A 23,938-nucleotide genomic window follows, 5' to 3' on the forward strand; every position below is an offset into this window, starting at 1 on the left:
ATAAACTAAATGATGAGAGATCAAGAATCTTATGGTAGAATGTTCATAATACTGGACATTCTTTTTTAATACATGATAGAAAGGTGTAATCGATGGAGAGAATACTTGTGATCAATGGCCCGAATTTAAATTATTTAGGCGTGAGGGAGCCGCATATTTACGGAAAAAAAACATTGGCAGATTTGGAAAATGAATTGAAATCTCTCGGTGAAAAAAAACAAGTTCAATTTTCTTTTTTTCAATCGAATCATGAAGGAGAGATTATCGATAAGCTTTACGAAGCCGATCAACAATTTGATGGAGTGATTTTAAATCCAGGAGCTTTTACTCATTACAGCTATGCGATACGGGATGCAATTGCCAGCATTTCAAAACCGGTAATTGAAGTCCATATCTCCAATACAAATCAACGGGAACCGTTCCGGCATCATTCTGTCACAGCACCGGTGACACAAGGGCAAATAATTGGCTTAGGGTTTTACGGCTATCAATTGGCAGCTTTATCTTTACTACATTTGATCAGGGAGGAAACACATGAAGCTTGAAAAAGTTCGTTCACAAATGGAACAGTTAAATATTGACGGCATGCTCATTACAAACGAATATAACCGCCGCTATTTGACGGGATTTACAGGTACGGCCGGGGTCGCACTGGTGGCAAAAGAGGATGCATGCTTTATTACCGATTTCCGGTATGTAGAACAGTCAAAAAAACAAGTAAAGCATTTTAGAATCGTGCAGCATTCAGGATCGATTTTTGAAGAAGTCGCTGCACAGGCGAAGAAAATGGGGATCAAAACGCTCGGGTTTGAGCAGGATCATCTTTCTTATTCAACATACACATCGTACAAGGATGTTTTAAAAGGGATTGAATTCGTTCCTGTCTCAAATATTGTGGAAAAGTTGCGCTTGATAAAGACTGATGAAGAGATTAAGATATTAAAGGAAGCCGCTGAAATCGTTGATGCTGCCTTTACACACATTTTACATATGATCCGTCCAGGTGTGAGAGAGATTGAACTAGCGAATGAGCTCGAATTTTTTATGCGAAAAAAAGGAGCAGCTTCCTCATCTTTCGATACGATTGTCGCGTCAGGTTATCGGTCAGCCCTTCCCCATGGTGTAGCAAGTGAAAAACCAATTGAAAAGGGAGAGCTTGTAACGTTTGACTTTGGCGCCTATTATAAAGGATACTGTTCAGATATGACGCGGACAATTGCTGTTGGAGATCCTGGAGATGAAATGAAAGAAATTTATAACATCGTGCTTGAAGCACAAAAGAAAGGCGTGCGCGAAATCAAGTCTGGAATGACTGGAAGGGAAGCGGATGCTGTTACACGTACCTACATTGAGGATAAAGGGTACGGGGAATATTTCGGTCATTCAACTGGACATGGAATCGGACTTGAAATCCATGAAGGACCGACACTATCAGCTCGCTCTGATACCGTTCTTCATCCAGGCATGGTGGTCACGGTTGAACCTGGTATATACCTTCCAGGAAAAGGCGGGGTAAGAATTGAGGATGATATTTTGATCACTGAGCACGGAAATGAAGTGTTGACTCATTCGAAGAAAGAGCTCATCATTCTCTAGCGAGTGCCCCAATCAATGTTGTTAAAGAAAATGTAATAGGAGGACCAAATATGATTTCTGTAAATGATTTTCGTACAGGTTTAACGATTGAAGTCGATGGGGGGATTTGGCGCGTTCTTGAATTCCAGCATGTAAAGCCTGGTAAAGGGGCGGCGTTCGTTCGTTCAAAATTGCGCAACCTTCGGACAGGTGCCATCCAAGAAAAAACGTTTCGGGCTGGCGAAAAAGTAGCACGTGCTCAAATTGACACCCGGAAAATGCAATATTTGTATGCAAATGGCGATCAGCACGTTTTCATGGACACAGAATCGTATGAACAAATTGAGCTTACTTCAAAACAAATTGAATATGAGTTGAAGTTTTTGAAAGAAAATATGGAAGTATACATCATGATGTATCAAGGCGAAACAATCGGAATTGAGCTTCCGAACACGGTTGAATTAACTGTTACGGAAACAGAACCTGGCATTAAAGGGGACACTGCATCAGGCGGCTCTAAACCGGCTACGCTTGAAACAGGGCTTGTCGTGCAAGTGCCGTTTTTCGTTAATGAAGGGGACGTTATTATCGTCAATACTTCTGACGGTTCTTATGTTTCCCGTGCGTAATTATTCTTAAAAAAATAATGAAAAAAGTCAAAGAAAACGAAAAGACCCGCAGAATTCATAACTGATTTCTGTGGGTTATTTTTTTGAAAAGAAAGATTTTATAGCTATTTTCGCAATCGTTTATAAAAGATCAGAATACACAAGCTTTCCAACCTGGCCTTTTTTTGAACAGGATTCAATTACAGCTTGTCCACCTTTAATGATCCATCCACGCTTTTTTCTTTTTCCTCAATTCACTGAAAACGGCAAAAGGTATAACAATATAAATAAAAGCCGCAAGAAGCCATACAAGTCCATCATAAATTTGAACCAACATTCAATCACCACCCCCTAACTCCATTATAACTGTTAAAATCAGAAAATTCTATCAAATTCTATTGAAATGATAAATGCAAAAAAAGGAATAAGAGAAACGGTAGTCATAAAGTGGCCAAGCTTGCATACATTGAAAATAAATAAGGTATTAAAGGGGGAAGGAAGATTGAAAGAAATCATCTCAATTTTTCCCGAAACAATTGCAAATGAATTAAAGCAGCTTCCTTCTTCTTTTTTTGAACAGATGGAAGAAATTCGCATACGTTTGTACAAGCCGATTGAAATCATCGCTTTCGGCAAACCGCACTTTCTTCACTACGAGGCGACAAAAGAAGACGGGATGATGATTTTAAACAAGATCAGCCAATATTCGATTTACACACTGGAGGAAGAATTAAAGAGAGGTTTTATTACGATTGGAGGAGGGCACCGGATCGGCCTTGCTGGAAAAGTGATTACAGAAAACGGCAATGTCAAAGCCATACGGCACGTTACATCTTTTAATATCCGGATAGCAAGGGAGAAAATAGGCCTAGCTGAGCAATATATTCCTTATGTATATGAAAAAAAATGGTTAAATACGCTTATTTTTGGACCTCCCCAATCAGGAAAAACGACTCTGCTGCGCGATTTTGCCCGGATCATAAGTACTGGGGTTAAAACGATCCCGCCTCAAAAGGTCGGCATTGTGGATGAAAGATCAGAAATAGCCGGCAGTGTAAAAGGAATTCCGCAATTTACTTTTGGTCTTCGCATTGATGTATTGGACGGATGCCCGAAAGCAGAAGGGATGATGATGTTGATCCGTTCGATGAGCCCTGACATCATTATTGCTGATGAAATAGGGCGTAAGGAAGATACCGATGCATTAATGGAAGCTGTGAACAGCGGTGTTCAGCTGTTTGTGAGCGCTCATGGCGAATGCTTTGAAGATTTGCTGCACCGTCCGACCTTAAGAGAACTTATTCAATTAGGCATTTTTGACCGATACATGGAATTGGAGAAAAAAGGTACTCCAGGGACGGTTTCCCGTATATTTGGAAAAAAAGAAAAAGAGATTGTGTATAAAGCAGGTGTGAAATAGCGATGAAATTGCTAGGGTCTTTATTCATCTTATTAGCAACAACATGGATTGGGTTTGATTCGGCTAAAAGATTGACAGAGCGGACAAGACAATTGCGGCAATTAAAGGTTTCTTTGCAAAGCTTGGAAGCTGAGATCATGTACGGCCACACACCATTGCAGGATGCATCGCTTCATATTGCCAAACAGGCAGCCCCTCCGCTTTCTAATCTATTTACATTATTTTCTGAGAAATTATCGCAAGGCGACATGGATGTGAAAAGCGCATGGGAAAGCAGTCTGCTTGAAATATGGCCTTATACATCGCTGAAGGAAGGGGAATTGGAAGTTTTAAAGCAATTTGGAGAAACATTGGGGCAGCATGATTTAATCAGCCAGCAAAAGCATATTAAATTGACAATGGCTCATTTGGAAAAAGAAGAAAAAGAAGCGCTGTTTAATCAAGAGCATTACGGAAAAATGACGAAAAGCTTAGGATTTTTAGCGGGATTGCTCATTATCATTCTTTTGATGTAGCGATATAAGCTGGGAGGAGAAAGGGACATGGGTGTTGACGTCAACACAATTTTCCAAATCGCTGGAATCGGAATTATCGTTGCGTTTCTTCATACCATTTTAGATCAAATGGGGAAGAAAGAGTACGCCCAATGGGTTACATTGTTGGGATTTATTTACATACTTTTTATGGTTGCTTCCATTGTCAACGATTTGTTCCAAAAAATTAAAGCGGTTTTTCTTTTTCAAGGATAGGAGGTTTTGGAGATTGAAATTTTTCAAATTGTCGGGCTAGGATTGATTGCAACTTTGCTCGCTCTTGTCATAAAAGAACAAAAGCCGACCTTTGCCTTTCTATTAATCGTCTTTACCGGTGTCTCCATTTTTCTTTTTTTAGTGGATCAAATTTATGAATTGATTCGAATGGTCGAAAGAATTGCGAATGAAGCAAGCATTGATTTGATTTATGTCGAAACCATTTTAAAAATCATCGGAATTGCCTATATTGCTGAATTTGGTGCGCAAATTACGAAAGATGCCGGACAAGGCTCCATTGCATCCAAAATTGAATTGGCAGGGAAAATTTTAATCTTATCTATGGCAATTCCGATCATGACGGTGATTATACAAACGATGATTAAGCTTCTCCCAAATATATAAGTTTAAGGGGGTGATGGGGATTCAGTCATCATTTTTTCGCGGCATCCTTTTTTTGGCGTTTTTTGCTTTCGCTGTGCCAAACATGGTACAAGCCTCTCAAGAGCAAAATTCATCGGCAGATCCTCCAAAAGAAGAAGCGATTCAACAAGAATATATGGCAGAACAAATGGACGAACTTGGGATTGAGGAAATTAAAAATTTTTGGAATGACATTATGACGACATACGGAGGACTTCTTCCGGAAAGCCAGAAGGGAAGTTTGATGGATTTTATTAAAGGTGAAAAACAATTTTCTATAAAAGAGTGGGCCGTTGGCATTTTGAAATTTCTTTTACATGAAATCTTGGCAAACGGAAAGCTTCTTGGAACCATTATTATTTTAACGATATTTAGCGTTCTTCTCCAGCATTTACAAAACGCTTTTGAAGAAAAAAATGTAAGCAAAGTTGCTTACTCCATTGTTTATATGGTGCTTGTCATTTTAGCTTTAAACAGTTTTCACGTAGCCATTTCCTATGCAACGAATGCGATTAAAGGGATGACAAGCTTTCTTCTAGCCTTAATTCCGATGTTAATAGCTTTAATGGCGTCATCTGGAGGAGTTGCTTCGGCTGCATTTTTTCACCCCATTACCATTTTCTTGATGAACGGAAGCGGTTTGTTGATTGAAAAAATTGTTCTCCCTCTGCTGTTTTTGTCTTCTTTGTTATTTTTAATCAGCACGATGACGGATCAATATAAAGTTACTCAGCTTGCTCAGCTGTTCAGAAGCATTAGCATCTGGCTTTTAGGCATTTTCTTAACCATTTTTTTAGGAGTGATTTCTGTCCAGGGGGCGACGGCAGCTGTGACAGACGGGATCGCCTTGCGGACGACAAAGTTTATAACGGGAAACTTTATACCTGTGCTTGGAAAAATGTTTACGGAAGCGGCTGATACGCTCTTCAGCGCATCGATGCTGTTAAAAAACACAATTGGCGTCATTGGTGTTGCCATTCTCTTTTTGATCACCATTTTTCCGGCAATGAAAGTACTGGCGATTGCCTTCATCTATAAATTTGCCGCTGCCGTTTTGCAGCCTTTAGGGCCGGGAGAGATTATCTCCTGTTTAGACATCATCTCCAAGAGCATCATCTATATACTAGCGGCACTGATCCTTGTATCGTTCATGTTTTTTTTAAGCATTACAGTTATTATCGCAGCGAGCAATGTCACCATGATGGTTCGATAGGAGTGGTGGTATATGTCATTCATCACCGAATGGGTCACTAATATCATATTATTTATTTTTATTGCCATTATTTTAGATATGCTGCTGCCGAGATCCGCAATGCAAAAATATGTAAAAGTCGTTGTTAGTTTATTATTAGTGTCTGTCATTCTTACGCCGATTTTAAAAATATTTTCCTATGATTTTCCGAACTTGTTATCCGAGGAGCTGCTGAACTCGGAAGCAAAAGAAGATTCAATAAAAAAATCAATAGAATTTAAGAAAAATGAAATACAAGCTAACAACCGTGCATATATTTTAGAACAAATGGCTGTCCAAATGAAAAATTTAGCGGAAGAGGAGCTGGTAGAAAACTATGGTTTAAAGGTTCAAAAAATTCATCTTTCGGTTGATGAAACAAAAGAGAAGATTGAATCAGAAAACGATTTAAAGCAAGTTACAGTTTTCGTGGAAGAAAAAGATCTTCCCCACACGGTTGAAACGGTTAAACCGGTTGAAATCAACATGAACGAAGAAGACAAAAAAATGCTCGCAAATGAAAACGAAATAATTGCCCAGCTTGCTGAAACATGGGGAGTATCGAAAGAAAAAATTTCGATTGAAATGGAAGGAGGCGGCCTAAGTGAATGATAGGAAAAATTTTTTGCAGCGACTAGCCTCTCTTCTTCCCGGACGAGATATGCTCAAAAAATCAGCCACCTATCCATTCATGCTTATACTTTTGACGCTTGGAATCGCTTTTATGCTGATCGGCAGTTTTTTATCCGGCGAAAGCAAAACAGTAGAAACGATAAACACCGCTGCAGAAGAAGAGGATGTTGAGCCCGCATTTAAACAAACAACAAGTGAAAAAGGAACAATTGAACGTTATGAACAGCAGTATGCAAATGAGCTAAAAGGAGCGCTTCAGTCCATTTCAGGCGTAGGTGAGGTAGAAGTTATTGTCAATGTTGACTCTTCATCTGAAAGTGTGTTGGAAAAAAATCGCTCGATTCAAAACCAAACGACAGATGAGACGGACCGTGAAGGCGGAAAGCGGCAGGTGGAAGATAAATCTGTTGACGAACAAGTGGTAATCATTCGAAAAGGGGATCAAGAATCGCCCATCGTTGTAAAAACCGAAAAGCCGAAAATACGCGGGGTGTTAGTAGTAGCAAAAGGTGCTGAAAACGTTCAAATTAAAAAAATGATCACCGATGCAGTTACAAGGGTGCTTGATGTCGATAGTCATAGAGTAGCCGTATTGCCAAAAAAGTAAAGGAGGATGCTTGACATGTTAAAAAAACAAACTGTTTGGTTATTAACCATGTTAAGTTTAGTTGTTGTGCTGTCCGTTTATTACATTACATCTCCTGAAGGAGGATCTTCCCCTGATGTGGTGTTGACGGATACAGAGACGAATTCGAATGAAAAAGAAAGCGGAAATGACAATAATAAAGAACAAACAGAGCAACAAAAAACTGATGCGAAGCAGCAAGAAAAAGAACAATCGAGCAAGCAGTCCAGCTCAGAAGATGGATCGGTAGTCTCCACAATAACGGACGATGATTTATTTACTGCGCTGAGAATGGAAGTGGAAGATGAAAGAAGTGAACGCAAGCAGGAGCTGGAGACAATTATTGGGTCCAATGATGTCTCATCTGAGGAAAAAAACAATGCATATGAGGAGATGCGCGAATTATCCAAGCTGTCAGAGAAAGAGAAGGTATTAGAAACACTTATCAAAACAAAAGGCTACGAGGATGCATTAGTTCGCGCTGATGGAGACAAGGTGAGAATTACCGTAAAAGCGAAAGAACACTCCCCGCAGCAAGCAAACGAACTGATTCAATTGGTGAAGGATGAAATCCAGTCCATGCAAGATGTTGCCGTAACATTTGAAATAGCAAAGTAACATGACGGGGCTGTCCAAAAAGTCAGGGTAACTGACTTTTTGGAGCCCCTCATTTTTTCACTTTTTAAAAAAAATGCACAAAAAAATCGTCCTTTCTAGTAAAATGAAGTTACCACACAACATTACAGAAAGGACGATTTTTTATGAGCAATCAAATGATTACTCGTGAAAATTATAACACACAAATGACACTTCCTCTAGATGGAAAAGAAGAAAAAACTCCTGCCAAAAGAAATTTAGCCCCTACTTTCAAACCATATGACAACCGTCAAGTTCAAATGATTTATGATATTGAATCTCTTATACCCGAACATCACGTGGCACGTGTCGTGGACGAAATGGTGGAGGCGATACCAGATAAACAATTGTTTTCTCATTATAAAGGCGGCGGCAGAAGTTCCTATCATCCCAAAATGATGCTGAAAATCATTCTGTATGCTTATTCTCAAAAGGTTTATTCCTGCCGAGGAATCGAAAAACTCGTTAAAGAAAATATTCCTGCCATGTGGCTTTCAGCGATGCAACAACCAGATTTTCGCACCATTAATGAGTTCCGAGGGGAACGGATGAAAGCTTTAATGGATGAGCTCTTTGAAGTCATGATTCTCAAATTGATAAAAGAACATTACATCACGATGGAAAACTACTTTTTGGATGGCACTAAGATCGAAGCCGATGCCAATAAGTATTCTTTTGTGTGGAAAAAATCCACTTTGAAATTCGAAGAGAAATTAAAAGAAAAAATCCAAGAAACACTAAAGCACATTCATGAATTAACCCAATTAGAAGCCGGAACAGGGCAAAAGGAAAGCGATCAACATACAGAGATCACCGAACAAAACCTGGAGGAAATCGCAAAAGAAATAGAAGAAAAAGTTGAAACGCTAACGGAAGAAATCGAAAAGGAGACCGATACATCCATTCGGAAAGAGAAGCGAAAAAAACGCAGTCAATTAAAGAAATCGGTGAAACAAATTCGTGAAGATTTCCTGCCCCGAATGGCAAGATACAAGGAACAAAAGGAAATGTTCGGTGACCGTAACAGCTACTCGAAAACAGACAAAGACGCAACCTTCATGCGCATGAAAGAAGACCATATGAAAAACGGTCAGCTCAAGCCCGGATACAACGTGCAAATGGGGACAGAGAATCAGTTTATCTTGTTTTATACCATTCATCAACGACCGACCGATACACGTTGCTTTATCCCACATATGGAGAAGCTAGCCTCCAGTTCATTACCGATGCCCAAAACGGTCATTGCGGATGCAGGCTATGGTAGTGAAGAAAACTATGTATATGCAGTTGGTGATGAGAAAGAGCCCCGTTTTGAGTTTCTAATTCCTTATGGGAGCTATGTAAAAGAACAAACACGTACATACAAAAAAGACATTAAAAATGCCAAAAACTGGACCTATTGTGAAGAGGAGGATTGTTTTATTTGCCCGAATGGAAGGAGAGTAACGTTTAAAAAATACCAAAACAAAAAGAATCCATCTGGCTATGAACAAAGCTTCAAAATATACGAATGTGAAGATTGTACCGATTGCCCATTGAAAGCGAAATGCACAAAAGCGAAGGGAAATCGTCAAGTTCACTGGAATCCCATCTTCGAAGAAATGAAAGCAAAGGCCAAAACAGCCCTTGAATGTGAAGAGAAAGCCGCAATCTACGCTCGACGCAAAGTCGAGGCAGAAAGTGTGTTCGGTCACATCAAGGGCAATCGGTCGTTCCGCAGATTTTCTTTGCGGGGCCTCGACAAGGTACATGTTGAGTTTGGGATTGTGGCATTAGCCCACAACATACTGAAAGTAGCCGGCATCCGCCAGCTACTTTCAGATAAAAATCGAAAAAATATAAAAGCAAGTGGAGAGAAACGAATTGTTTTTCTCCACTTGCTTCATTTTAGGGACTTATCGGACAGCCCCTTTTTTCATGTGAAGAAAAAGCTGCTTTGAATTGTTTGCTCATATTTTTAATAGTTATTGAATTTTAGCAAAAAGTTATCGTATCATAAATGATAGCTACTTTTAATACTTGATGATAATATCTAGCAAATTGGAATTCATTTTAAGGAGTGTTTTTTCATGTTAAATTTTAAAGAAATAAAGGAAATCATCAAATTGATCGATGATTCATCCATTGATGAATTTACATATGAAAGCGAAGGGGCAAAGGTCCAATTAAAAAAAACTGCGGCTCGCGCTAATCAGCATGTTGTCTATAACAATGCTTCTGAAATTCAAGCTTTGCCAAAGCAGCCAGCTGCTGAATCTTTAGAACAGCCGAAAAAAGAGGTGCATTTGCCGAAAGAAGAAAGCGAGCAGAAAACAGAAAATTTACATAAAATTACTTCACCGATGGTCGGCACATTTTATGCTGCTCCAAACCCAGATGCAGATCCTTATGTTACAATAGGATCAAAAGTAAAAGAGAATACCGTTGTTTGCATTGTAGAGGCAATGAAATTATTTAATGAGATTGAAGCGGAAGTAAAAGGCGAAATTGTCGACATTTTAGTTGAGAACGGTCAGCTTGTTGAATACGGACAACCATTATTCCTTGTAAAACCAGAGTGAGGGAAAGAAAATGTTTAAAAAATTGCTGATAGCAAACAGAGGAGAAATTGCAGTAAGAATCATACGCGCCTGCAAGGAATTAGGGATCGAAACAGTCGCCATATATTCTGAGGCGGATAAAGACTCCTTGCATGTTCAGCTTGCAGATGAAGCGTATTGCATAGGACCGACTGCATCTAAAGACAGCTATTTAAACTTTACGAACATCGTGAGTGTAGCGACGCTGACTGGATCAGAAGCCATTCATCCAGGCTACGGATTTTTGGCAGAAAACGCTGATTTCGCCGAGCTTTGCAATGATTGCAACATTGTTTTTGTAGGCCCTAGTCCAGAAGCAATCACAAAAATGGGAAAAAAAGATGTTGCTAGGGAAACAATGCGGCAGGCGGGTGTTCCGATTGTGCCTGGGTCAAAAGGGATCATTAAAAGCGAAGAGGAAGCAGTTGAGATCGCAAATCAAATCGGTTATCCAGTCATTATTAAAGCAGCCGCCGGAGGCGGAGGAAAAGGCATACGCGTTGCGAATGACGAAGAAAGCTTGCGGAAAGGGATCCAAATTACTCAGCAGGAAGCGCAAACAGCATTTGGAAACCCAGGCGTTTACATTGAAAAATGTATTGAAGATTTCCGCCATGTTGAAATCCAAATTCTTGCCGATCACCATGGAAACGTCGTTCATTTAGGTGAAAGGGACTGCAGCATTCAAAGGCGCTTACAAAAGCTGGTGGAAGAAACTCCTTCTCCTGCACTATCTGATAAAATGCGACATAAAATGGGGGAAGCGGCTGTAAAAGCAGCCAAAGCGGTGCGTTATTCCGGTGCAGGTACAGTGGAATTCATTTTTGATTATAAAAATGAGCAATTTTATTTCATGGAAATGAATACCCGCATTCAAGTTGAGCATCCTGTTACTGAAATGGTCACAGGCATTGATCTGATCAAAGAGCAGATCAAGATTGCAGCAAACGAACCACTAAGCTTTGAACAGAAAGACATTACATTTAACGGCTGGGCGATCGAATGTAGAATTAACGCAGAAAACCCGGAAAAGAATTTTATGCCTTCAGCTGGTAAAATCGAAATGTACCTGCCTCCGGGCGGACCGGGTGTCCGCATTGATTCTGCCTGCTACCCTGGCTATTCCATTCCGCCATATTATGATTCAATGGTCGCAAAGCTGATTACACACGGAGCGACAAGGGAAGAAGCGATAGCCAAAATGAAAAGAGCTTTAAGTGAATTTGTTATAGAAGGAGTGCATACAACCATACCTTTCCACCTGAAATTAATGGATCATGAAAAATTTATCAGCGGGGAGTTCAACACTAGATTTCTTGAAAATTATAAAATCATGTCATAATTTTGGAGGTGTACTATTTGAAAGATACAGGATTGGAAATGAATCATGAAGCAAGCTTTGGAAAAGTGGAAATCGCTCCGGAAGTCATTGAAGTCATCGCCGGAATTGCCGCATCTGAAATAGAAGGGGTAGCCCAAATGCGCGGCAATTTCGCTTCAGGAGTCGCTGAACGCTTTGGCAAAAAAAATCATGGTAAAGGCGTAAAAGTAGACTTAGGTGAAGAAGGCATTGTCATTGATGTATATTGTGTCATGAATTTCGGGGTTTCCATTCCGGCTGTTGCACAGAAAGTACAAGAAAACATTCGTCAAACGCTTTTAACGATGACGGCGCTTGAAATCAACGAAATCAACATTCATGTAGTGGGCATTCAGTTTGAAACGAAGACGGAAGAGCCTGAAATTCAAGAGGAAATGTAAAGGCGGAGGATATCCTCCCCTTTTTTGTTTAAAATAAAGAATAATAAGAAAGATTCTGAAATTTCTTTTCGGATGAACTTTCATATGTGATACAAGAGGCAGTTATGATATGATTCATATATGACATTTCGACATAGTTTGAAAAAAGGAGCAAAAAGATGAAACGGAGAACAGCTAGGAAAAAGGCATTGCAGGCACTGTTTCAAATTGACTTGGCTGAAGCGCTTCCTGAGGAAGCCATCAATCATGTTTTGGACGGTAATGAACATGATCCATTTTTAAATAAGCTTGTACTCGGAACGGTTGAACATCAAAACGAAATTGACGAATTGATAAAAAGGAATTTAACCAATTGGAAATTGGAAAGATTGGCTAACATTGACCGTGCCATTTTGCGTTTAGCTGTATATGAGATGAAATATGAACCGGATATTCCGTTCAATGTAACAATTGATGAAGCGATTGAACTTGCTAAAATGTTCGGAGATGTTCAGTCGAGCAAATTTGTAAATGGTGTCCTCTCAAGTATAAAAGAAGAGTTAGAAAAAAAAGCTTAGGAGGAAAAAGATGGTGGCGACGATTATTGACGGAAAAGAATTGGCAAAAGAAATGCGAAGCGAGTTAAAAAAAGAAGTGGAACAATTAAAGGAAAAAGGGGTAACACCCGGCCTTGCCATTATTTTAGTTGGAAATAATCCTGCTTCCCTTTCTTACATTAAGGGGAAGCAAAAAGCTTCGGAGGAAATCGGCGTTTCTTTTAAGCTGGAACATTTGGAGGAGTCGATTTCACAAGAAGAACTGCTTGAAGTGATAGAAAAATATAATCAGGACGATCGTTATGACGGAATTCTTGTTCAGCTTCCGTTACCTGACCATATTGATGAAACAGCAGTCATTGAAAAAATTTCTCCAGAAAAAGATGTGGATGGCTTTCATCCGATTAATGTTGGACGCATGATGACGGGACAGGATGCGTTTTTGCCGTGCACACCGGCCGGAATTGTTGAAATGATCAAATCTGCAAATATCGAAATTCCCGGAAAGCATGTTGTCGTTGTTGGCAGAAGCAATATTGTCGGAAAACCGGTCGGACAATTGCTTCTAAACGAAAATGCAACGGTTACATATTGCCATTCGAAAACGAAAAATTTACGGGAGCATACGATCCAAGGAGATATTTTAATCGTTGCTGTCGGGCGTCCTCATTTCATAGGTGCTGATCATATTAAAGAAGGTGCAGTCGTAATAGATGTTGGCGTCAATAGACTTGAGAACGGAAAACTTGTAGGCGATGTAAAATTTGATGAGGCAAAAGAAAAAGCAAGCGCCATTACTCCTGTTCCCGGCGGAGTAGGTCCAATGACGATTACGATGCTGGTTTATAATACGGTTAAATCCGCTAAGAAGCGGGTACGTCCATAAACTTGCTTTAAAGGAGTTGTTCATGAGTAACAAAAAATTTGTAACCGTTTCGGCGTTAACAAAATACCTTAAGCGAAAATTTGATGTTGATCCACATTTGCGCGATATTTGGGTAAAAGGCGAATTATCAAACGTAAAAATTCATGACAGCGGACATATTTATTTTACGTTAAAGGACGAGCATGCCAGAATACAGGCGGTTATGTTTTCAAGTTTTAACCGTTCTCTTCCATTTCGGCCAGAGGACGGGATAAACGTATTGGTACGCGGTGAAATTACCATTTACCAGCCCGGAGGAATATACCAAATTTATGCAAAGGAAATGGAGCCTGATGGAGTAGGAGGGCTTTATCTTGCATTCGAGCAGCTGAAAAAAAAATTGGAGCAAGAAGGGCTGTTCGATGTCAAGCATAAAAAAACGATTCCTGCCTTTCCAAAGACGATCGGTGTGATCACATCGCCGACAGGTGCAGCCGTCAGGGATATCATCACAACGATCAAACGAAGATACCCTGTGGCAAAAGTGGTGGTTATTCCCGCAATTGTTCAAGGTGTACAAGCGGGAAAATCGATTGTGAATAAAATACAGCTTGCCAACTCCCTCGGTTATTTCGATGTCCTCATTGTTGGAAGAGGAGGCGGATCGATTGAAGAGTTGTGGGCTTTCAATGAAGAGATGGTGGCAAGGGAAATTTTTAAATCAAAAATACCCGTTATATCTGCTGTAGGCCATGAAACAGATTATACAATCGCAGATTTTGTCGCCGATCTTCGGGCGCCGACTCCAACCGGAGCAGCAGAGCTGGCTGTTCCTAATATAACGGATTTAATCGAAAAGATCCGGGAACGGAACATTAGAATGACGAACGCTTTAAAGGAACGGATCAAAAAGGAAAAGCTCAAGCTTTTCCGCTTAACCAACTCATATGCATTCAAATATCCGAAAAAGCTTTATATGCAAAAAGAACAGGAGCTGGACATTTTATTCGAACGGTTTAAAAAAGCAGGAAAACGTTACTTAAACGATCAAACGAACCGATACTTGTTATTGACGAATCGTCTTAAAAACGAACTTCCATATGACCAAATTGAGCGGGCGAAGACAAGAATGAAGGATCTGGACAAAAAAATGCTGCGCGAGATGACAGCTTTATATCAACAGAAGCTGAATCGCTTTCAAGCATTGGCTTCTAAACTTGATGCGCTCAGCCCATTAAAGATTATGGAACGTGGATACAGCCTTGTGTATAAACAAGATAAGCTGGTAAAGAGCGTAAAACAAACGACTGAAGGGGATTTTATTCAAATTAAATTGCAGGACGGGACCATCCATTGTGAAGTATCTGAAATTGAGGAGAGAAGATCATGAATGATCAAAAAGAATTAACGTTTGAAGAAGCGATGAAAGAGCTGGAAGCAATTGTTTTAAAATTAGAAGACGGAGATGTTCCATTAGAACAGGCGATCCAATATTTTCAAGAAGGAATGAAGCTTTCAAAGCTTTGCCATGAAAAATTAACGCAAGCTGAAAAGCAATTGGATTTTATTCTTGATGAAGATGGAACGATCAAACCTTTCCAAGCACAGGAGGAAGAACAAAAGTGATGTCTTTTCCGGAATACTTAAAAACGCGCAAAGCTGCCATTGATTCCGTTCTTCCCACATATATTGAAAGATTAAATGCCCCGAAAATTATTAAAGAATCGATGCTTTATTCCTTAAATGCCGGCGGGAAACGTCTGCGCCCTATGCTCTTGCTTGCCGTTCTCCATTCGTATGGAAAAGAAGAGAAAATTGGCTACCCGGTCGCATGTGCGGTGGAATTGATTCATACGTATTCGCTCATTCATGATGACCTTCCATGCATGGACAATGATGATTTTAGAAGAGGAAAGCCGACCAATCATAAAGTATATGGAGAAGCCATAGCCGTGCTGGCAGGTGACGGATTACTGACTGAAAGCTTTCGGCTGATTGCTGATGCTGAAGAGCTTTCAGATCGCGTAAAATTGACGCTCATTTCAGAGCTTTCAAAGGCGGCTGGTGCAGAAGGAATGGTTGGCGGACAAGTTGCCGACATGGAAGGAGAAAACAAACAATTAACTTTAAAACAGCTTGAATATATTCATGAGCATAAAACAGCAAAGCTTCTGGCTTTCAGTATTATTGCAGGTGCCATCATTGCTGAGGCGTCGATTGAAGAAATAAATAAATTAAAGGAGTTCGCATACCATATAGGCATTGCCTTTCAAATTAAAGATGACATATTAGATGTTGAAGGAGACGAAGAAAAGATCGGAAAGCCTGTTGGTTCCGATGAAGAGAATAAAAAAACAACGTATTTGTCCGTACTGTCTTTGGAAGGTGCAAAGAAAAAATTGTCGGAGCATATTGAAACATCAAAGGCTATTTTGCAAACATGTTCCATAAACAATGAGCTTCTATTATCGTTTTGTGATTTAATTGGGGAGCGCGAACATTAAACGATGAAAATTCGGTGCACCTCCAACGGGTCGACAAAATGTGAGGAACGGGATTCGCATTTGAATGTGTGCATTCTCCAACAAGTTGAGGAAAACACTCCTATATGATATAATTCTGTCAGAAAACATGATGGAGTGGTGCAGTATTCTAGTCAGCCCTCCGGTTCTGAAGGCGGGCCTAAAAATCCGCTAAAGGGCACATCGATGAAGTTCCTGGTGTTGGCTTGAGGCGCCCAGCCTTGGGTTGATGCTGGGGGTTAAGGTTAGAGGGCGATCCACAATGGCATGTGGGCGTTGACCCTCTTTCCGCGGAGGCCCATTTTATGTGCAAAATGGGTATGAACCTGTCTACGCGCTTCATAGTGCAATGAGGCGCGGACAGCGTAGCCTGCCTTGAGTGGAGGCCGAGGGGATTATGGAAACAAGGAACTTTTTCATATGGCCAATGAAAGAGTTTCTTATGTGACATATGAAATCGGCTCTGCAAAAGAGGCTAGGAACCGGCTAAAGGCTGTTTGAGGAAAACTCCTAGACTGTTCACATGACATATATAGAGGATTGTAGTACGGACTAAGTGGCAATCCAGTCTAGCGTTTGGCGACAGCGCTAAGTCAGGTTTAAAGGGAAACCGCCGGGGCGGCAACGCCTGGTACTTGACTGGGAAAACCTACTGGACCTAAGCCGTAATGTTTACTCTATATATGACCACTCCATTTCGTTATATATAGTTTTTACATAGAAATCAGGTGTTATGCATTTCATGATGAAAGAGCTAATTCGATATTCAATACGATGGAGTTTAGGAATTGCCGTTATCACATTCGTGTTAGCGGCTCTTTTTTCAATTGTATCAACTGTTCTTCTGGAAGGCGTCGGATGGGCTGCCGGTATGATGATCGTTTTTGTGATCGTTTTAATCGGCATTTTTTTTGATATGCTCGGCATTGCTGCCACATCAGCAGATGAGGTACCGTTTCATGCGATGGCGTCAAAGCGTGTGAGCGGTGCCAAGCATGCCATTCAAATTATCCGAAATGCCGATCGCTTTTCGAACTTTTGCAACGATGTTATTGGCGATATTTCCGGCATAATCAGCGGAACAGCCTCGGCTGTTGTCGTAGTGCAGCTGGCGGTGACGTTTGCCGACCGTCAAACTTCGGCGCTTGAGTTTACGATTTCAATCGTATTCACAAGCATTGTAGCCGCTCTTACTGTCGGAGGAAAAGCGTTTGGAAAGGCGTTTGCAATCCGTTTTTCAACTCCGATTATTTTTTATGTCGGAAAGATATTTTATTTTTTTGAAAAAAGATTTAATATTGTTTTGATGAAAGAGAAAAAAGGAAAGAATCATAAAAAAGCAAGCATATCTAAAAAGCGAAAGTGAGTGATCCGTTTTGGATCTATTGTCCATCGAAAATCCAAAATTTCTGAAAAAGTTTTCAATAAAAGAACTGGAGCAATTGAGCGCGGAAATTCGCCAATTTTTAATTGAAAAGCTGTCAGTGACCGGCGGACATATTGGACCAAATTTAGGAGTAGTTGAGCTGACAATATCTTTACATAAAATGTTTGACAGCCCGAAAGATAAATTTATTTGGGATGTAGGTCACCAGGCGTACGTTCATAAAATTTTGACAGGCAGGGCGAAAGAGTTTGATACGTTGAGGCAGTATAAAGGATTGTCCGGTTTTCCGAAGCGTTCAGAAAGCGAGCACGATGTTTGGGAAACGGGGCACAGTTCAACTTCACTTTCTGCGGCAATGGGAATGGTTATTGCCCGCGATTTAAAAGGAACGGATGAATATATTGTGCCGATTATCGGCGACGGTGCTTTAACCGGAGGCATGGCGCTTGAAGCATTGAATCACATCGGCCATGAACAAAAGGATATTATTGTTGTGTTAAACGATAATGAAATGTCTATTGCTCCAAACGTCGGGGCTCTTCATCATATACTTGGAAGATTAAGAACAACAGGCAAATATCACTGGGTAAAAGAAGAGTTGGAATACTTGTTGAAAAAAATTCCAGCTGTCGGAGGAAAGCTTGCCTCAACAGCAGAACGGCTTAAAGACAGTCTGAAATATTTATTCGTTTCGGGCATGTTTTTTGAGGAGCTTGGCTTTACCTATTTTGGACCGATTGACGGACATGATTTTCAGGCATTGATGGAAAACATTAGTTATGCCAAAAAAACAAAAGGCCCTGTTTTGCTGCATGTTATCACGAAAAAAGGAAAGGGCTATTTGCCTGCCGAAAAAGACAAGGTTGGAACATGGCATGGAACAGGCCCATATAAAATTGAAACAGGCGATTTTGTTAAACCGAAAATATCGGCTCCGTCTTGGAGTGAATTAGTAAGTGAAACAGTTCGAAAATTAGCGAGAAACGATGAAAGAATTGTTGCAATTACACCAGCCATGCCGGTTGGTTCGAAACTTGAAAAATTCCGAGAAGAATTTCCGGACAGAATGTTTGATGTCGGTATTGCAGAGCAGCATGCGGTGACGCTTGCAGGAGGACTTGCTGCTGCCAATATGAAGCCGTTTTTGGCAATCTATTCAACCTTTTTGCAACGCGGTTATGACCAAATGGTTCATGACATTTGCCGACAAAACTTAAATGTGTTTTTCGGAATTGACCGCGCAGGACTCGTCGGAGCTGACGGAGAAACCCATCAGGGAGTATTTGACATCGCTTTTTTGCGCCATATACCAAACATTGTATTAATGATGGCGAAAGACGAAAATGAAGGACAGCATATGGTTTATACGGCTCTGAAGTACGATGAAGGGCCGATCGCTCTTCGCTATCCGAGAGGAACAGGATTGGGTGTGCCTCTTGATCCTGAGCTGAAAGAAATTCCGATCGGTACGTGGGAAGTTCTTTTACAAGGTAAAGATGCTGTCATTTTAACATTTGGAACGACGATTAAAATGGCATTGGATGCAGCGAAAGCACTTGCCAAAAATAATGTTTCCGTTCGAGTCGTCAATGCCCGCTTTTTAAAGCCGCTTGATGAGAAAATGCTTCTTGAGATTTTCAACGAAGGAATACCGATTTTAACAGTAGAGGAAGCAGTTCTTGAAGGCGGTTTTGGCAGCTCGGTATTAGAATTTGCTGAAAAGCATGGCTTTACAAATCTTACAATGAAAAGAATGGGAATTCCAGATCGCTTTATCGAGCATGGAAGCGTGGAAAAACTATTAGAAGAGATTGGATTAACAAAAGAAGGAATAATAAAAAATGTGCTCGAAGTAATACCAAAAAAAGAAAAAGGAATCAAATATGGGTAAAAAGGAACGTTTAGATGTATTGCTTGTAGAAAGAGGACTTGCAGAAACGAGAGAAAAAGCAAAAAGGGCCGTTATGGCCGGGCTTGTTTATTCAAATGAAAAACGATTGGATAAGCCTGGCGAAAAAATTGATCGCGACATCCCGTTAACTGTAAAGGGAGATGCGATCCCTTATGTTTCAAGAGGCGGTTTAAAGCTGGAAAAGGCATTGAAACAATTTGAAATCAGTGTGGCAGGAAAAATTATGGTAGATGTCGGCTCTTCTACGGGAGGATTTACCGACTGCGCCTTGCAGAACGGCGCAAAATTATGTTATGCGGTGGATGTCGGGTATAATCAATTGGATTGGAAGCTGCGTCAAGATGAACGTGTCATCGTGATGGAACGGACAAACTTCCGTTATGTAAAGCCGGAGGATTTTCAAAAGGGGCTTCCGGAATTTGCTACCATTGATGTATCGTTTATCTCTTTAAAATTGATCCTCCCTGTTTTAAAAACCATTTTGGTGCCCACTGGTGAATGCGTCGCGCTAATTAAGCCGCAATTTGAAGCAGGAAAAGAAAAAGTCGGGAAAAAAGGAATTGTGAAGGATGCTCGGGTTCATGAGGAAGTTTTGCATGACATAACGGCCTTTGCAATCAATGAAGGATTTGATTGCTTACATTTATCGTACTCTCCGATCACTGGCAGCAACGGGAATATAGAGTTTTTGCTCCATTTGTATTGGGGAGGGGCAAAAGAAAAAGGTGACATAAAATTTACGGAAACAATTGAAGAAATTGTGAAAAACGCTCATTCGACGTTAAAAATAAAGAGACAGGGATAACGAATACAAGTTATTCCTGTTTTTCTATGAGATATCATAACAGGAAAGAGAATAGGGGTGGTCGCTAATGACAAAAGGACAGCGTCTTATTAAAATTAGAGAGCTTGTCACAAATTACGAAATCGAAACGCAGGATGAACTAGTTGAAATGCTGAAAAATTTAGGTTTTAATGTCACCCAAGCAACCGTATCCCGCGACATCAAAGAGCTCCATTTAGTGAAGGTTCCGACATCTGATGGACGTTATAAATACAGCCTGCCCGCAGATCAGCGCTTCAATCCCCATCAAAAGCTGAAAAGAGCATTGATGGATGCGTTTGTTAAAATCGATTCTGCCGGACATTTGCTTGTGATGAAAACAATGCCGGGAAATGCTCATGCAATCGGTGCATTAATTGATAATTTGGACTGGGAAGAAATATTAGGGACAATTTGCGGCGATGACACGATTTTAATTATATGCAGGAAGAATGAAGACACCAAAACGTTGACGGAAAAATTTTTGGACATGCTTTAACAAGTTTGGGGTGAAAATGCGATGTTAGCGGAATTGTCGATTAAAAATTTTGCCATTATAGAATCCCTATCTCTTTCTTTTGAAAAAGGGCTGACAGTGCTGACGGGAGAAACAGGTGCTGGGAAATCGATCATTATTGATGCTATATCTCTTCTTGTAGGAGGACGCGGTTCTTCTGAATTTGTCCGAGCCGGTGAAAAGCGCGCTGAATTGGAAGGGTTGTTTATATTGGAAGAAGAGGACCATCCGTGCTTGAAAAAGTGCCATGAATTAGGAATAGATGCTAGTGAAGGCATGATTGTTTTAAACCGGAATATCTCCGCTAACGGAAAAAGCATTTGCAGAATTAATGGAAAGCTTGTCACAATCGGAATTCTCCGGGATATTGGGAGCACATTAGTCGATATACATGGACAGCACGATCATCAAGAGCTGATGGACGAGCAAAAGCATCTTCATCTTCTCGACGAATATGGCGGCGAAGAAGTGAAAAAAGCAAAGGATGCATACGTAAAGCTTTATAAAAAATACGCGGACTTAACAAAGCGGTTAAAAGCCCTTTCAGAAAATGAGCAGCAGATGGCGCATCGATTGGATTTATTGAAGTTTCAATTAAAGGAAATTGACGATGCCGATTTAAAAATGGATGAAGATATAAAGCTTCAGGAAGAACGGCAGGAAATGTTAAATTTTGAAAAAATTTATGAAGCCTTGAAAAATAGCTATGAATCGCTGCAAGGAGAGCAGCGCGGGCTTGATTTTTTACGACTTGCCATGAATCATTTAGAAGAAGCAGCAGAATTTAATAAACAGTTAAAAGAAATGTCCGAAACGCTGTCGAACAGTTTTTACGTTGTAGAGGATTTAACGTTTCAGCTTAGAAATGAATTAGAACGCATGGAATTTAATCCTGATCGGTTAAATATGATAGAGGACCGCCTCCATGTCATTCATCGGTTAAAACGAAAGTACGGGCAATCAATCAAAGACATTTTGCAATATAGAGATGAAATTGAAAAAGAGATCGATACGATTGAAAACCGTGATAGCCATATTCAAACGCTTAGAAATGAGCTTAAATCTGTCGTCGAAGAACTGCTGACAAAATCCCAATATTTAACGGCAATAAGAAAAAAATATGCAAACAAGCTAACTGCTCAAATCACATCTGAATTAAAACAGCTGTACATGGATAAAACTACATTTAAGGTTCAATTTTCGCAGAAAGAGGCCCAAGATTCCGCTTTGATCGATGGAATTCCAGCGAAATTTGGAAGTGACGGCATGGATTTTGTGGAATTTTACATTTCCACCAATCCAGGCGAACCTCTTAAGCCTCTTGCGAAAATTGCTTCCGGCGGGGAATTATCAAGAATCATGCTTGCCTTAAAAACGATTTTTTCCAAGCATCAAGGAATTACTTCCATCATATTTGACGAGGTGGATACTGGTGTAAGCGGCCGTGTCGCCCAAGCGATCGGAGAAAAAATTTATCAGGTGTCGATTAACTCTCAAGTGCTATGCATCACGCATCTTCCTCAAGTTGCAGCGATGGCTGACAACCATCTATTAATTGCTAAGGAAGTAAGCAAAGAGGGAAGAACGAAAACAAAGGTTATTCCGCTTTCTGAAAAAGAAAAAATTGCAGAAATCGGCCGGATGATTGCTGGAGCAGAAGTGACGGAATTGTCGAAGCAGCATGCAAAAGAGCTGTTGGATCTGGCTATATCGGTGAAATCCTCCTAGCGGAAATAATTTCTTTAAGAAAAAGTTATAAATGACCTCGCTCAAGGAAAAATTATTAGATGTAGCCATGTGAAATAGTCATATGGTGTGGGTTAGGAGCGAGGAGAGTGAAGAAATGACTTTAGAATACATCAGAAAAATAATTGGTACGATTCTCCTTGTTTCTTTAATCAGTTTAGGCTTTTCAAAAGAGGTGCGACAATATTTACACATTCCGAAAACAATCACCATTTTTGAAAATGACGTTTATACAATAGAAAAAAATGTTATTCCAGCTCAAGCTCAAGTTCAGGATGTTCAAAACGCTTTCAAAGTGTCGGAAAGCGGGGACGAATTGCAGCTAAAAGGCACGAAATCTGGAGATGGACAAATTCTCTATGAAATAAAAGGCATGCCGGTTAAAAACGTGAATGTCAAAGTTCTCCCGGAATTAAAGGTAATTCCTGGAGGCCAATCGATCGGTGTTAAGTTAAATACACTTGGTGTTTTAGTAGTCGGCTTTCACCAAATTGAAACTGAAGCCGGAAAAAAATCACCGGGTGAATCGGCAGGTGTAGAAGTCGGCGATATGATAACAAAAATTAATGGGACAAAAATAGAAAAAATGAGTGATATTATTCCATTTATACAAGAAGCAGGAAGAACAGGCCGCCCTTTAGCGATCGAAGTAAAACGCAACAACAAAGTTCTCAACACGAAATTGACACCAGTCAAAGACAAAAGCGACAAAACGTATCGTATCGGTCTCTATATACGGGATTCTGCAGCAGGCATTGGAACGATGACGTTTTATGATCCGAAATCAAAAAAATACGGTGCTCTTGGGCACGTTATATCAGATATGGATACAAAAAAACCGATTGTGGTTGAAAACGGAAAAATTGTCCGGTCTACGGTAACGTCGATTGAAAAAGGAAGAGGCGGAAGTCCAGGTGAAAAATTAGCAAGATTTTCAGAAAAACATGAAGTGATCGGCTCTATTTCAAAAAACAGTCCATTCGGCATATTTGGCAGGCTGAATCAAGAAGTGAAAAACGGAATTATGGACAAACCGATACCAGTTGCTTTTTCACATCAAGTGAAAGAAGGTCCTGCACAAATTTTAACAGTGGTAGATCAAAATAAAGTGGAAGCATTTGATGTAGAAATTGTCAGTACCGTTAATCAAAAGTTTCCTGCAACAAAAGGTATGGTCATAAAAGTGACAGATAAGGAATTGCTTAAGAAAACAGGAGGCATTGTTCAAGGAATGAGCGGCAGTCCAATCATTCAAGATGGAAAGCTGGTTGGCGCTGTGACTCATGTATTTGTCAATGATCCGACATCTGGTTACGGTGTTCACATTGAATGGATGCTGCAAGACGCAGGGATTAGTATTGACGAAAAGCAGCAAAAAGCGAGTTAACGC

General features: G+C 40.2%; 26 protein-coding genes. All 26 read left to right on the forward strand.

Annotation, left to right across the window (positions count from 1 at the left end; genetic code table 11):
- The first annotated feature begins 92 nt into the window (after nucleotides 1–92).
- Nucleotides 93–545, forward strand: a complete 453-nt coding sequence (gene aroQ, locus NSQ94_RS06565; protein ID WP_063388113.1) for a type II 3-dehydroquinate dehydratase — start codon at nucleotides 93–95, stop codon at nucleotides 543–545.
- Entirely contained in the window at nucleotides 535–1,596 is a 1,062-nt protein-coding gene (locus NSQ94_RS06570; RefSeq protein ID WP_066247605.1) for a Xaa-Pro peptidase family protein, read from the forward strand. Before aroQ ends, NSQ94_RS06570 begins: the two co-directional genes overlap by 11 nt.
- A 50-nt stretch (nucleotides 1,597–1,646) precedes the next feature.
- A complete protein-coding gene (efp, locus tag NSQ94_RS06575) occupies nucleotides 1,647–2,204 on the forward strand; it encodes an elongation factor P (RefSeq protein WP_063388115.1) in 558 nt (185 codons plus the stop codon).
- Nucleotides 2,205–2,685: 481 nt separating this feature from the next.
- Nucleotides 2,686–3,603, forward strand: a complete 918-nt coding sequence (spoIIIAA, locus tag NSQ94_RS06580) for a stage III sporulation protein AA (RefSeq protein ID WP_063388116.1) — start codon at nucleotides 2,686–2,688, stop codon at nucleotides 3,601–3,603.
- 2 nt (nucleotides 3,604–3,605) lie between these two features.
- Nucleotides 3,606–4,118, forward strand: coding sequence for a stage III sporulation protein SpoIIIAB (gene spoIIIAB / locus NSQ94_RS06585; protein ID WP_066247606.1), 513 nt, complete (start codon nucleotides 3,606–3,608; stop codon nucleotides 4,116–4,118).
- Between the two features lie 27 nt (nucleotides 4,119–4,145).
- Nucleotides 4,146–4,352, forward strand: coding sequence for a stage III sporulation protein AC (spoIIIAC, locus tag NSQ94_RS06590; protein ID WP_063388118.1), 207 nt, complete (start codon nucleotides 4,146–4,148; stop codon nucleotides 4,350–4,352).
- A gap of 6 nt (nucleotides 4,353–4,358) precedes the next feature.
- Nucleotides 4,359–4,757 carry a stage III sporulation protein AD gene (gene spoIIIAD / locus NSQ94_RS06595; protein ID WP_094246193.1) on the forward strand — a complete coding sequence of 133 codons (399 nt, stop codon included), beginning with the start codon at nucleotides 4,359–4,361 and terminating at the stop codon, nucleotides 4,755–4,757.
- Between the two features lie 13 nt (nucleotides 4,758–4,770).
- Nucleotides 4,771–5,988 carry a stage III sporulation protein AE gene (spoIIIAE, locus tag NSQ94_RS06600; protein ID WP_339230400.1) on the forward strand — a complete coding sequence of 406 codons (1,218 nt, stop codon included), beginning with the start codon at nucleotides 4,771–4,773 and terminating at the stop codon, nucleotides 5,986–5,988.
- Between the two features lie 12 nt (nucleotides 5,989–6,000).
- Nucleotides 6,001–6,618, forward strand: a complete 618-nt coding sequence (spoIIIAF, locus tag NSQ94_RS06605) for a stage III sporulation protein AF (protein ID WP_063388120.1) — start codon at nucleotides 6,001–6,003, stop codon at nucleotides 6,616–6,618.
- Complete coding sequence (gene spoIIIAG, locus NSQ94_RS06610) at nucleotides 6,611–7,246, forward strand: stage III sporulation protein AG (protein ID WP_232515569.1); 636 nt, start codon at nucleotides 6,611–6,613, stop codon at nucleotides 7,244–7,246. Before spoIIIAF ends, spoIIIAG begins: the two co-directional genes overlap by 8 nt.
- A gap of 15 nt (nucleotides 7,247–7,261) precedes the next feature.
- Entirely contained in the window at nucleotides 7,262–7,882 is a 621-nt protein-coding gene (locus tag NSQ94_RS06615; RefSeq protein WP_066247608.1) for a SpoIIIAH-like family protein, read from the forward strand.
- Nucleotides 7,883–8,025: 143 nt separating this feature from the next.
- Nucleotides 8,026–9,840 carry an IS1182 family transposase gene (locus tag NSQ94_RS06620; protein ID WP_339230402.1) on the forward strand — a complete coding sequence of 605 codons (1,815 nt, stop codon included), beginning with the start codon at nucleotides 8,026–8,028 and terminating at the stop codon, nucleotides 9,838–9,840.
- Nucleotides 9,841–9,969: 129 nt separating this feature from the next.
- Nucleotides 9,970–10,461, forward strand: coding sequence for an acetyl-CoA carboxylase biotin carboxyl carrier protein (accB, locus tag NSQ94_RS06625; RefSeq protein WP_066247610.1), 492 nt, complete (start codon nucleotides 9,970–9,972; stop codon nucleotides 10,459–10,461).
- A gap of 10 nt (nucleotides 10,462–10,471) precedes the next feature.
- Nucleotides 10,472–11,821 carry an acetyl-CoA carboxylase biotin carboxylase subunit gene (gene accC, locus NSQ94_RS06630; RefSeq protein WP_063388123.1) on the forward strand — a complete coding sequence of 450 codons (1,350 nt, stop codon included), beginning with the start codon at nucleotides 10,472–10,474 and terminating at the stop codon, nucleotides 11,819–11,821.
- Between the two features lie 17 nt (nucleotides 11,822–11,838).
- Nucleotides 11,839–12,240, forward strand: coding sequence for an Asp23/Gls24 family envelope stress response protein (locus NSQ94_RS06635; protein ID WP_063388124.1), 402 nt, complete (start codon nucleotides 11,839–11,841; stop codon nucleotides 12,238–12,240).
- 158 nt (nucleotides 12,241–12,398) lie between these two features.
- Complete coding sequence (nusB, locus tag NSQ94_RS06640; RefSeq protein ID WP_063388125.1) at nucleotides 12,399–12,797, forward strand: transcription antitermination factor NusB; 399 nt, start codon at nucleotides 12,399–12,401, stop codon at nucleotides 12,795–12,797.
- Between the two features lie 10 nt (nucleotides 12,798–12,807).
- The gene (gene folD / locus NSQ94_RS06645; RefSeq protein ID WP_066247612.1) at nucleotides 12,808–13,662 is read left to right on the forward strand and encodes a bifunctional methylenetetrahydrofolate dehydrogenase/methenyltetrahydrofolate cyclohydrolase FolD; all 855 of its coding nucleotides are present in this window, start codon (nucleotides 12,808–12,810) and stop codon (nucleotides 13,660–13,662) included.
- Nucleotides 13,663–13,684: 22 nt separating this feature from the next.
- On the forward strand, nucleotides 13,685–15,031 hold the full coding sequence (gene xseA, locus NSQ94_RS06650) for an exodeoxyribonuclease VII large subunit (RefSeq protein ID WP_339230404.1): 1,347 nt from the start codon (nucleotides 13,685–13,687) through the stop codon (nucleotides 15,029–15,031).
- A complete protein-coding gene (locus NSQ94_RS06655) occupies nucleotides 15,028–15,267 on the forward strand; it encodes an exodeoxyribonuclease VII small subunit (RefSeq protein WP_063388128.1) in 240 nt (79 codons plus the stop codon). Before xseA ends, NSQ94_RS06655 begins: the two co-directional genes overlap by 4 nt.
- Nucleotides 15,267–16,145 carry a polyprenyl synthetase family protein gene (locus NSQ94_RS06660; RefSeq protein ID WP_130156396.1) on the forward strand — a complete coding sequence of 293 codons (879 nt, stop codon included), beginning with the start codon at nucleotides 15,267–15,269 and terminating at the stop codon, nucleotides 16,143–16,145. The genes NSQ94_RS06655 and NSQ94_RS06660 overlap by 1 nt, the downstream gene beginning before the upstream one ends.
- Nucleotides 16,146–16,908: 763 nt before the next feature.
- Nucleotides 16,909–17,529, forward strand: coding sequence for a hypothetical protein (locus NSQ94_RS06665; protein WP_066247695.1), 621 nt, complete (start codon nucleotides 16,909–16,911; stop codon nucleotides 17,527–17,529).
- Between the two features lie 10 nt (nucleotides 17,530–17,539).
- On the forward strand, nucleotides 17,540–19,441 hold the full coding sequence (dxs, locus tag NSQ94_RS06670; protein ID WP_063388130.1) for a 1-deoxy-D-xylulose-5-phosphate synthase: 1,902 nt from the start codon (nucleotides 17,540–17,542) through the stop codon (nucleotides 19,439–19,441).
- Complete coding sequence (locus NSQ94_RS06675) at nucleotides 19,434–20,267, forward strand: TlyA family RNA methyltransferase (RefSeq protein WP_066247615.1); 834 nt, start codon at nucleotides 19,434–19,436, stop codon at nucleotides 20,265–20,267. Before dxs ends, NSQ94_RS06675 begins: the two co-directional genes overlap by 8 nt.
- 67 nt (nucleotides 20,268–20,334) lie before the next feature.
- Nucleotides 20,335–20,784, forward strand: coding sequence for a transcriptional regulator ArgR (argR, locus tag NSQ94_RS06680; RefSeq protein WP_063388132.1), 450 nt, complete (start codon nucleotides 20,335–20,337; stop codon nucleotides 20,782–20,784).
- Nucleotides 20,785–20,805: 21 nt separating this feature from the next.
- Nucleotides 20,806–22,530 carry a DNA repair protein RecN gene (gene recN / locus NSQ94_RS06685; RefSeq protein ID WP_339230406.1) on the forward strand — a complete coding sequence of 575 codons (1,725 nt, stop codon included), beginning with the start codon at nucleotides 20,806–20,808 and terminating at the stop codon, nucleotides 22,528–22,530.
- 115 nt (nucleotides 22,531–22,645) lie between these two features.
- Nucleotides 22,646–23,935 carry a SpoIVB peptidase gene (gene spoIVB, locus NSQ94_RS06690; RefSeq protein ID WP_063388134.1) on the forward strand — a complete coding sequence of 430 codons (1,290 nt, stop codon included), beginning with the start codon at nucleotides 22,646–22,648 and terminating at the stop codon, nucleotides 23,933–23,935.
- Nucleotides 23,936–23,938 lie beyond the last annotated feature (3 nt).

It is taken from the genome of Aeribacillus sp. FSL K6-2833 (assembly GCF_037965815.1).
GTDB classification, from domain to species: domain Bacteria; phylum Bacillota; class Bacilli; order Bacillales; family Aeribacillaceae; genus Aeribacillus; species Aeribacillus composti.

Excerpts from the sequence above, each read along its gene's own strand:
- aroQ (WP_063388113.1), top strand. The coding sequence starts at position 93 with ATGGAGAGAATACTTGTGATCAATGGCCCGAATTTAAATTATTTAGGC.
- NSQ94_RS06570 (WP_066247605.1), top strand. The coding sequence starts at position 535 with ATGAAGCTTGAAAAAGTTCGTTCACAAATGGAACAGTTAAATATTGAC.
- efp (WP_063388115.1), top strand. The coding sequence starts at position 1,647 with ATGATTTCTGTAAATGATTTTCGTACAGGTTTAACGATTGAAGTCGAT.
- spoIIIAB (WP_066247606.1), top strand. The coding sequence starts at position 3,606 with ATGAAATTGCTAGGGTCTTTATTCATCTTATTAGCAACAACATGGATT.
- spoIIIAC (WP_063388118.1), top strand. The coding sequence starts at position 4,146 with ATGGGTGTTGACGTCAACACAATTTTCCAAATCGCTGGAATCGGAATT.
- spoIIIAE (WP_339230400.1), top strand. The coding sequence starts at position 4,771 with ATGGGGATTCAGTCATCATTTTTTCGCGGCATCCTTTTTTTGGCGTTT.
- spoIIIAF (WP_063388120.1), top strand. The coding sequence starts at position 6,001 with ATGTCATTCATCACCGAATGGGTCACTAATATCATATTATTTATTTTT.
- NSQ94_RS06615 (WP_066247608.1), top strand. The coding sequence starts at position 7,262 with ATGTTAAAAAAACAAACTGTTTGGTTATTAACCATGTTAAGTTTAGTT.
- NSQ94_RS06620 (WP_339230402.1), top strand. The coding sequence starts at position 8,026 with ATGAGCAATCAAATGATTACTCGTGAAAATTATAACACACAAATGACA.
- accB (WP_066247610.1), top strand. The coding sequence starts at position 9,970 with ATGTTAAATTTTAAAGAAATAAAGGAAATCATCAAATTGATCGATGAT.
- accC (WP_063388123.1), top strand. The coding sequence starts at position 10,472 with ATGTTTAAAAAATTGCTGATAGCAAACAGAGGAGAAATTGCAGTAAGA.
- nusB (WP_063388125.1), top strand. The coding sequence starts at position 12,399 with ATGAAACGGAGAACAGCTAGGAAAAAGGCATTGCAGGCACTGTTTCAA.
- folD (WP_066247612.1), top strand. The coding sequence starts at position 12,808 with ATGGTGGCGACGATTATTGACGGAAAAGAATTGGCAAAAGAAATGCGA.
- xseA (WP_339230404.1), top strand. The coding sequence starts at position 13,685 with ATGAGTAACAAAAAATTTGTAACCGTTTCGGCGTTAACAAAATACCTT.
- NSQ94_RS06655 (WP_063388128.1), top strand. The coding sequence starts at position 15,028 with ATGAATGATCAAAAAGAATTAACGTTTGAAGAAGCGATGAAAGAGCTG.
- NSQ94_RS06660 (WP_130156396.1), top strand. The coding sequence starts at position 15,267 with ATGTCTTTTCCGGAATACTTAAAAACGCGCAAAGCTGCCATTGATTCC.
- NSQ94_RS06665 (WP_066247695.1), top strand. The coding sequence starts at position 16,909 with ATGAAAGAGCTAATTCGATATTCAATACGATGGAGTTTAGGAATTGCC.
- NSQ94_RS06675 (WP_066247615.1), top strand. The coding sequence starts at position 19,434 with ATGGGTAAAAAGGAACGTTTAGATGTATTGCTTGTAGAAAGAGGACTT.
- argR (WP_063388132.1), top strand. The coding sequence starts at position 20,335 with ATGACAAAAGGACAGCGTCTTATTAAAATTAGAGAGCTTGTCACAAAT.
- recN (WP_339230406.1), top strand. The coding sequence starts at position 20,806 with ATGTTAGCGGAATTGTCGATTAAAAATTTTGCCATTATAGAATCCCTA.
- spoIVB (WP_063388134.1), top strand. The coding sequence starts at position 22,646 with ATGACTTTAGAATACATCAGAAAAATAATTGGTACGATTCTCCTTGTT.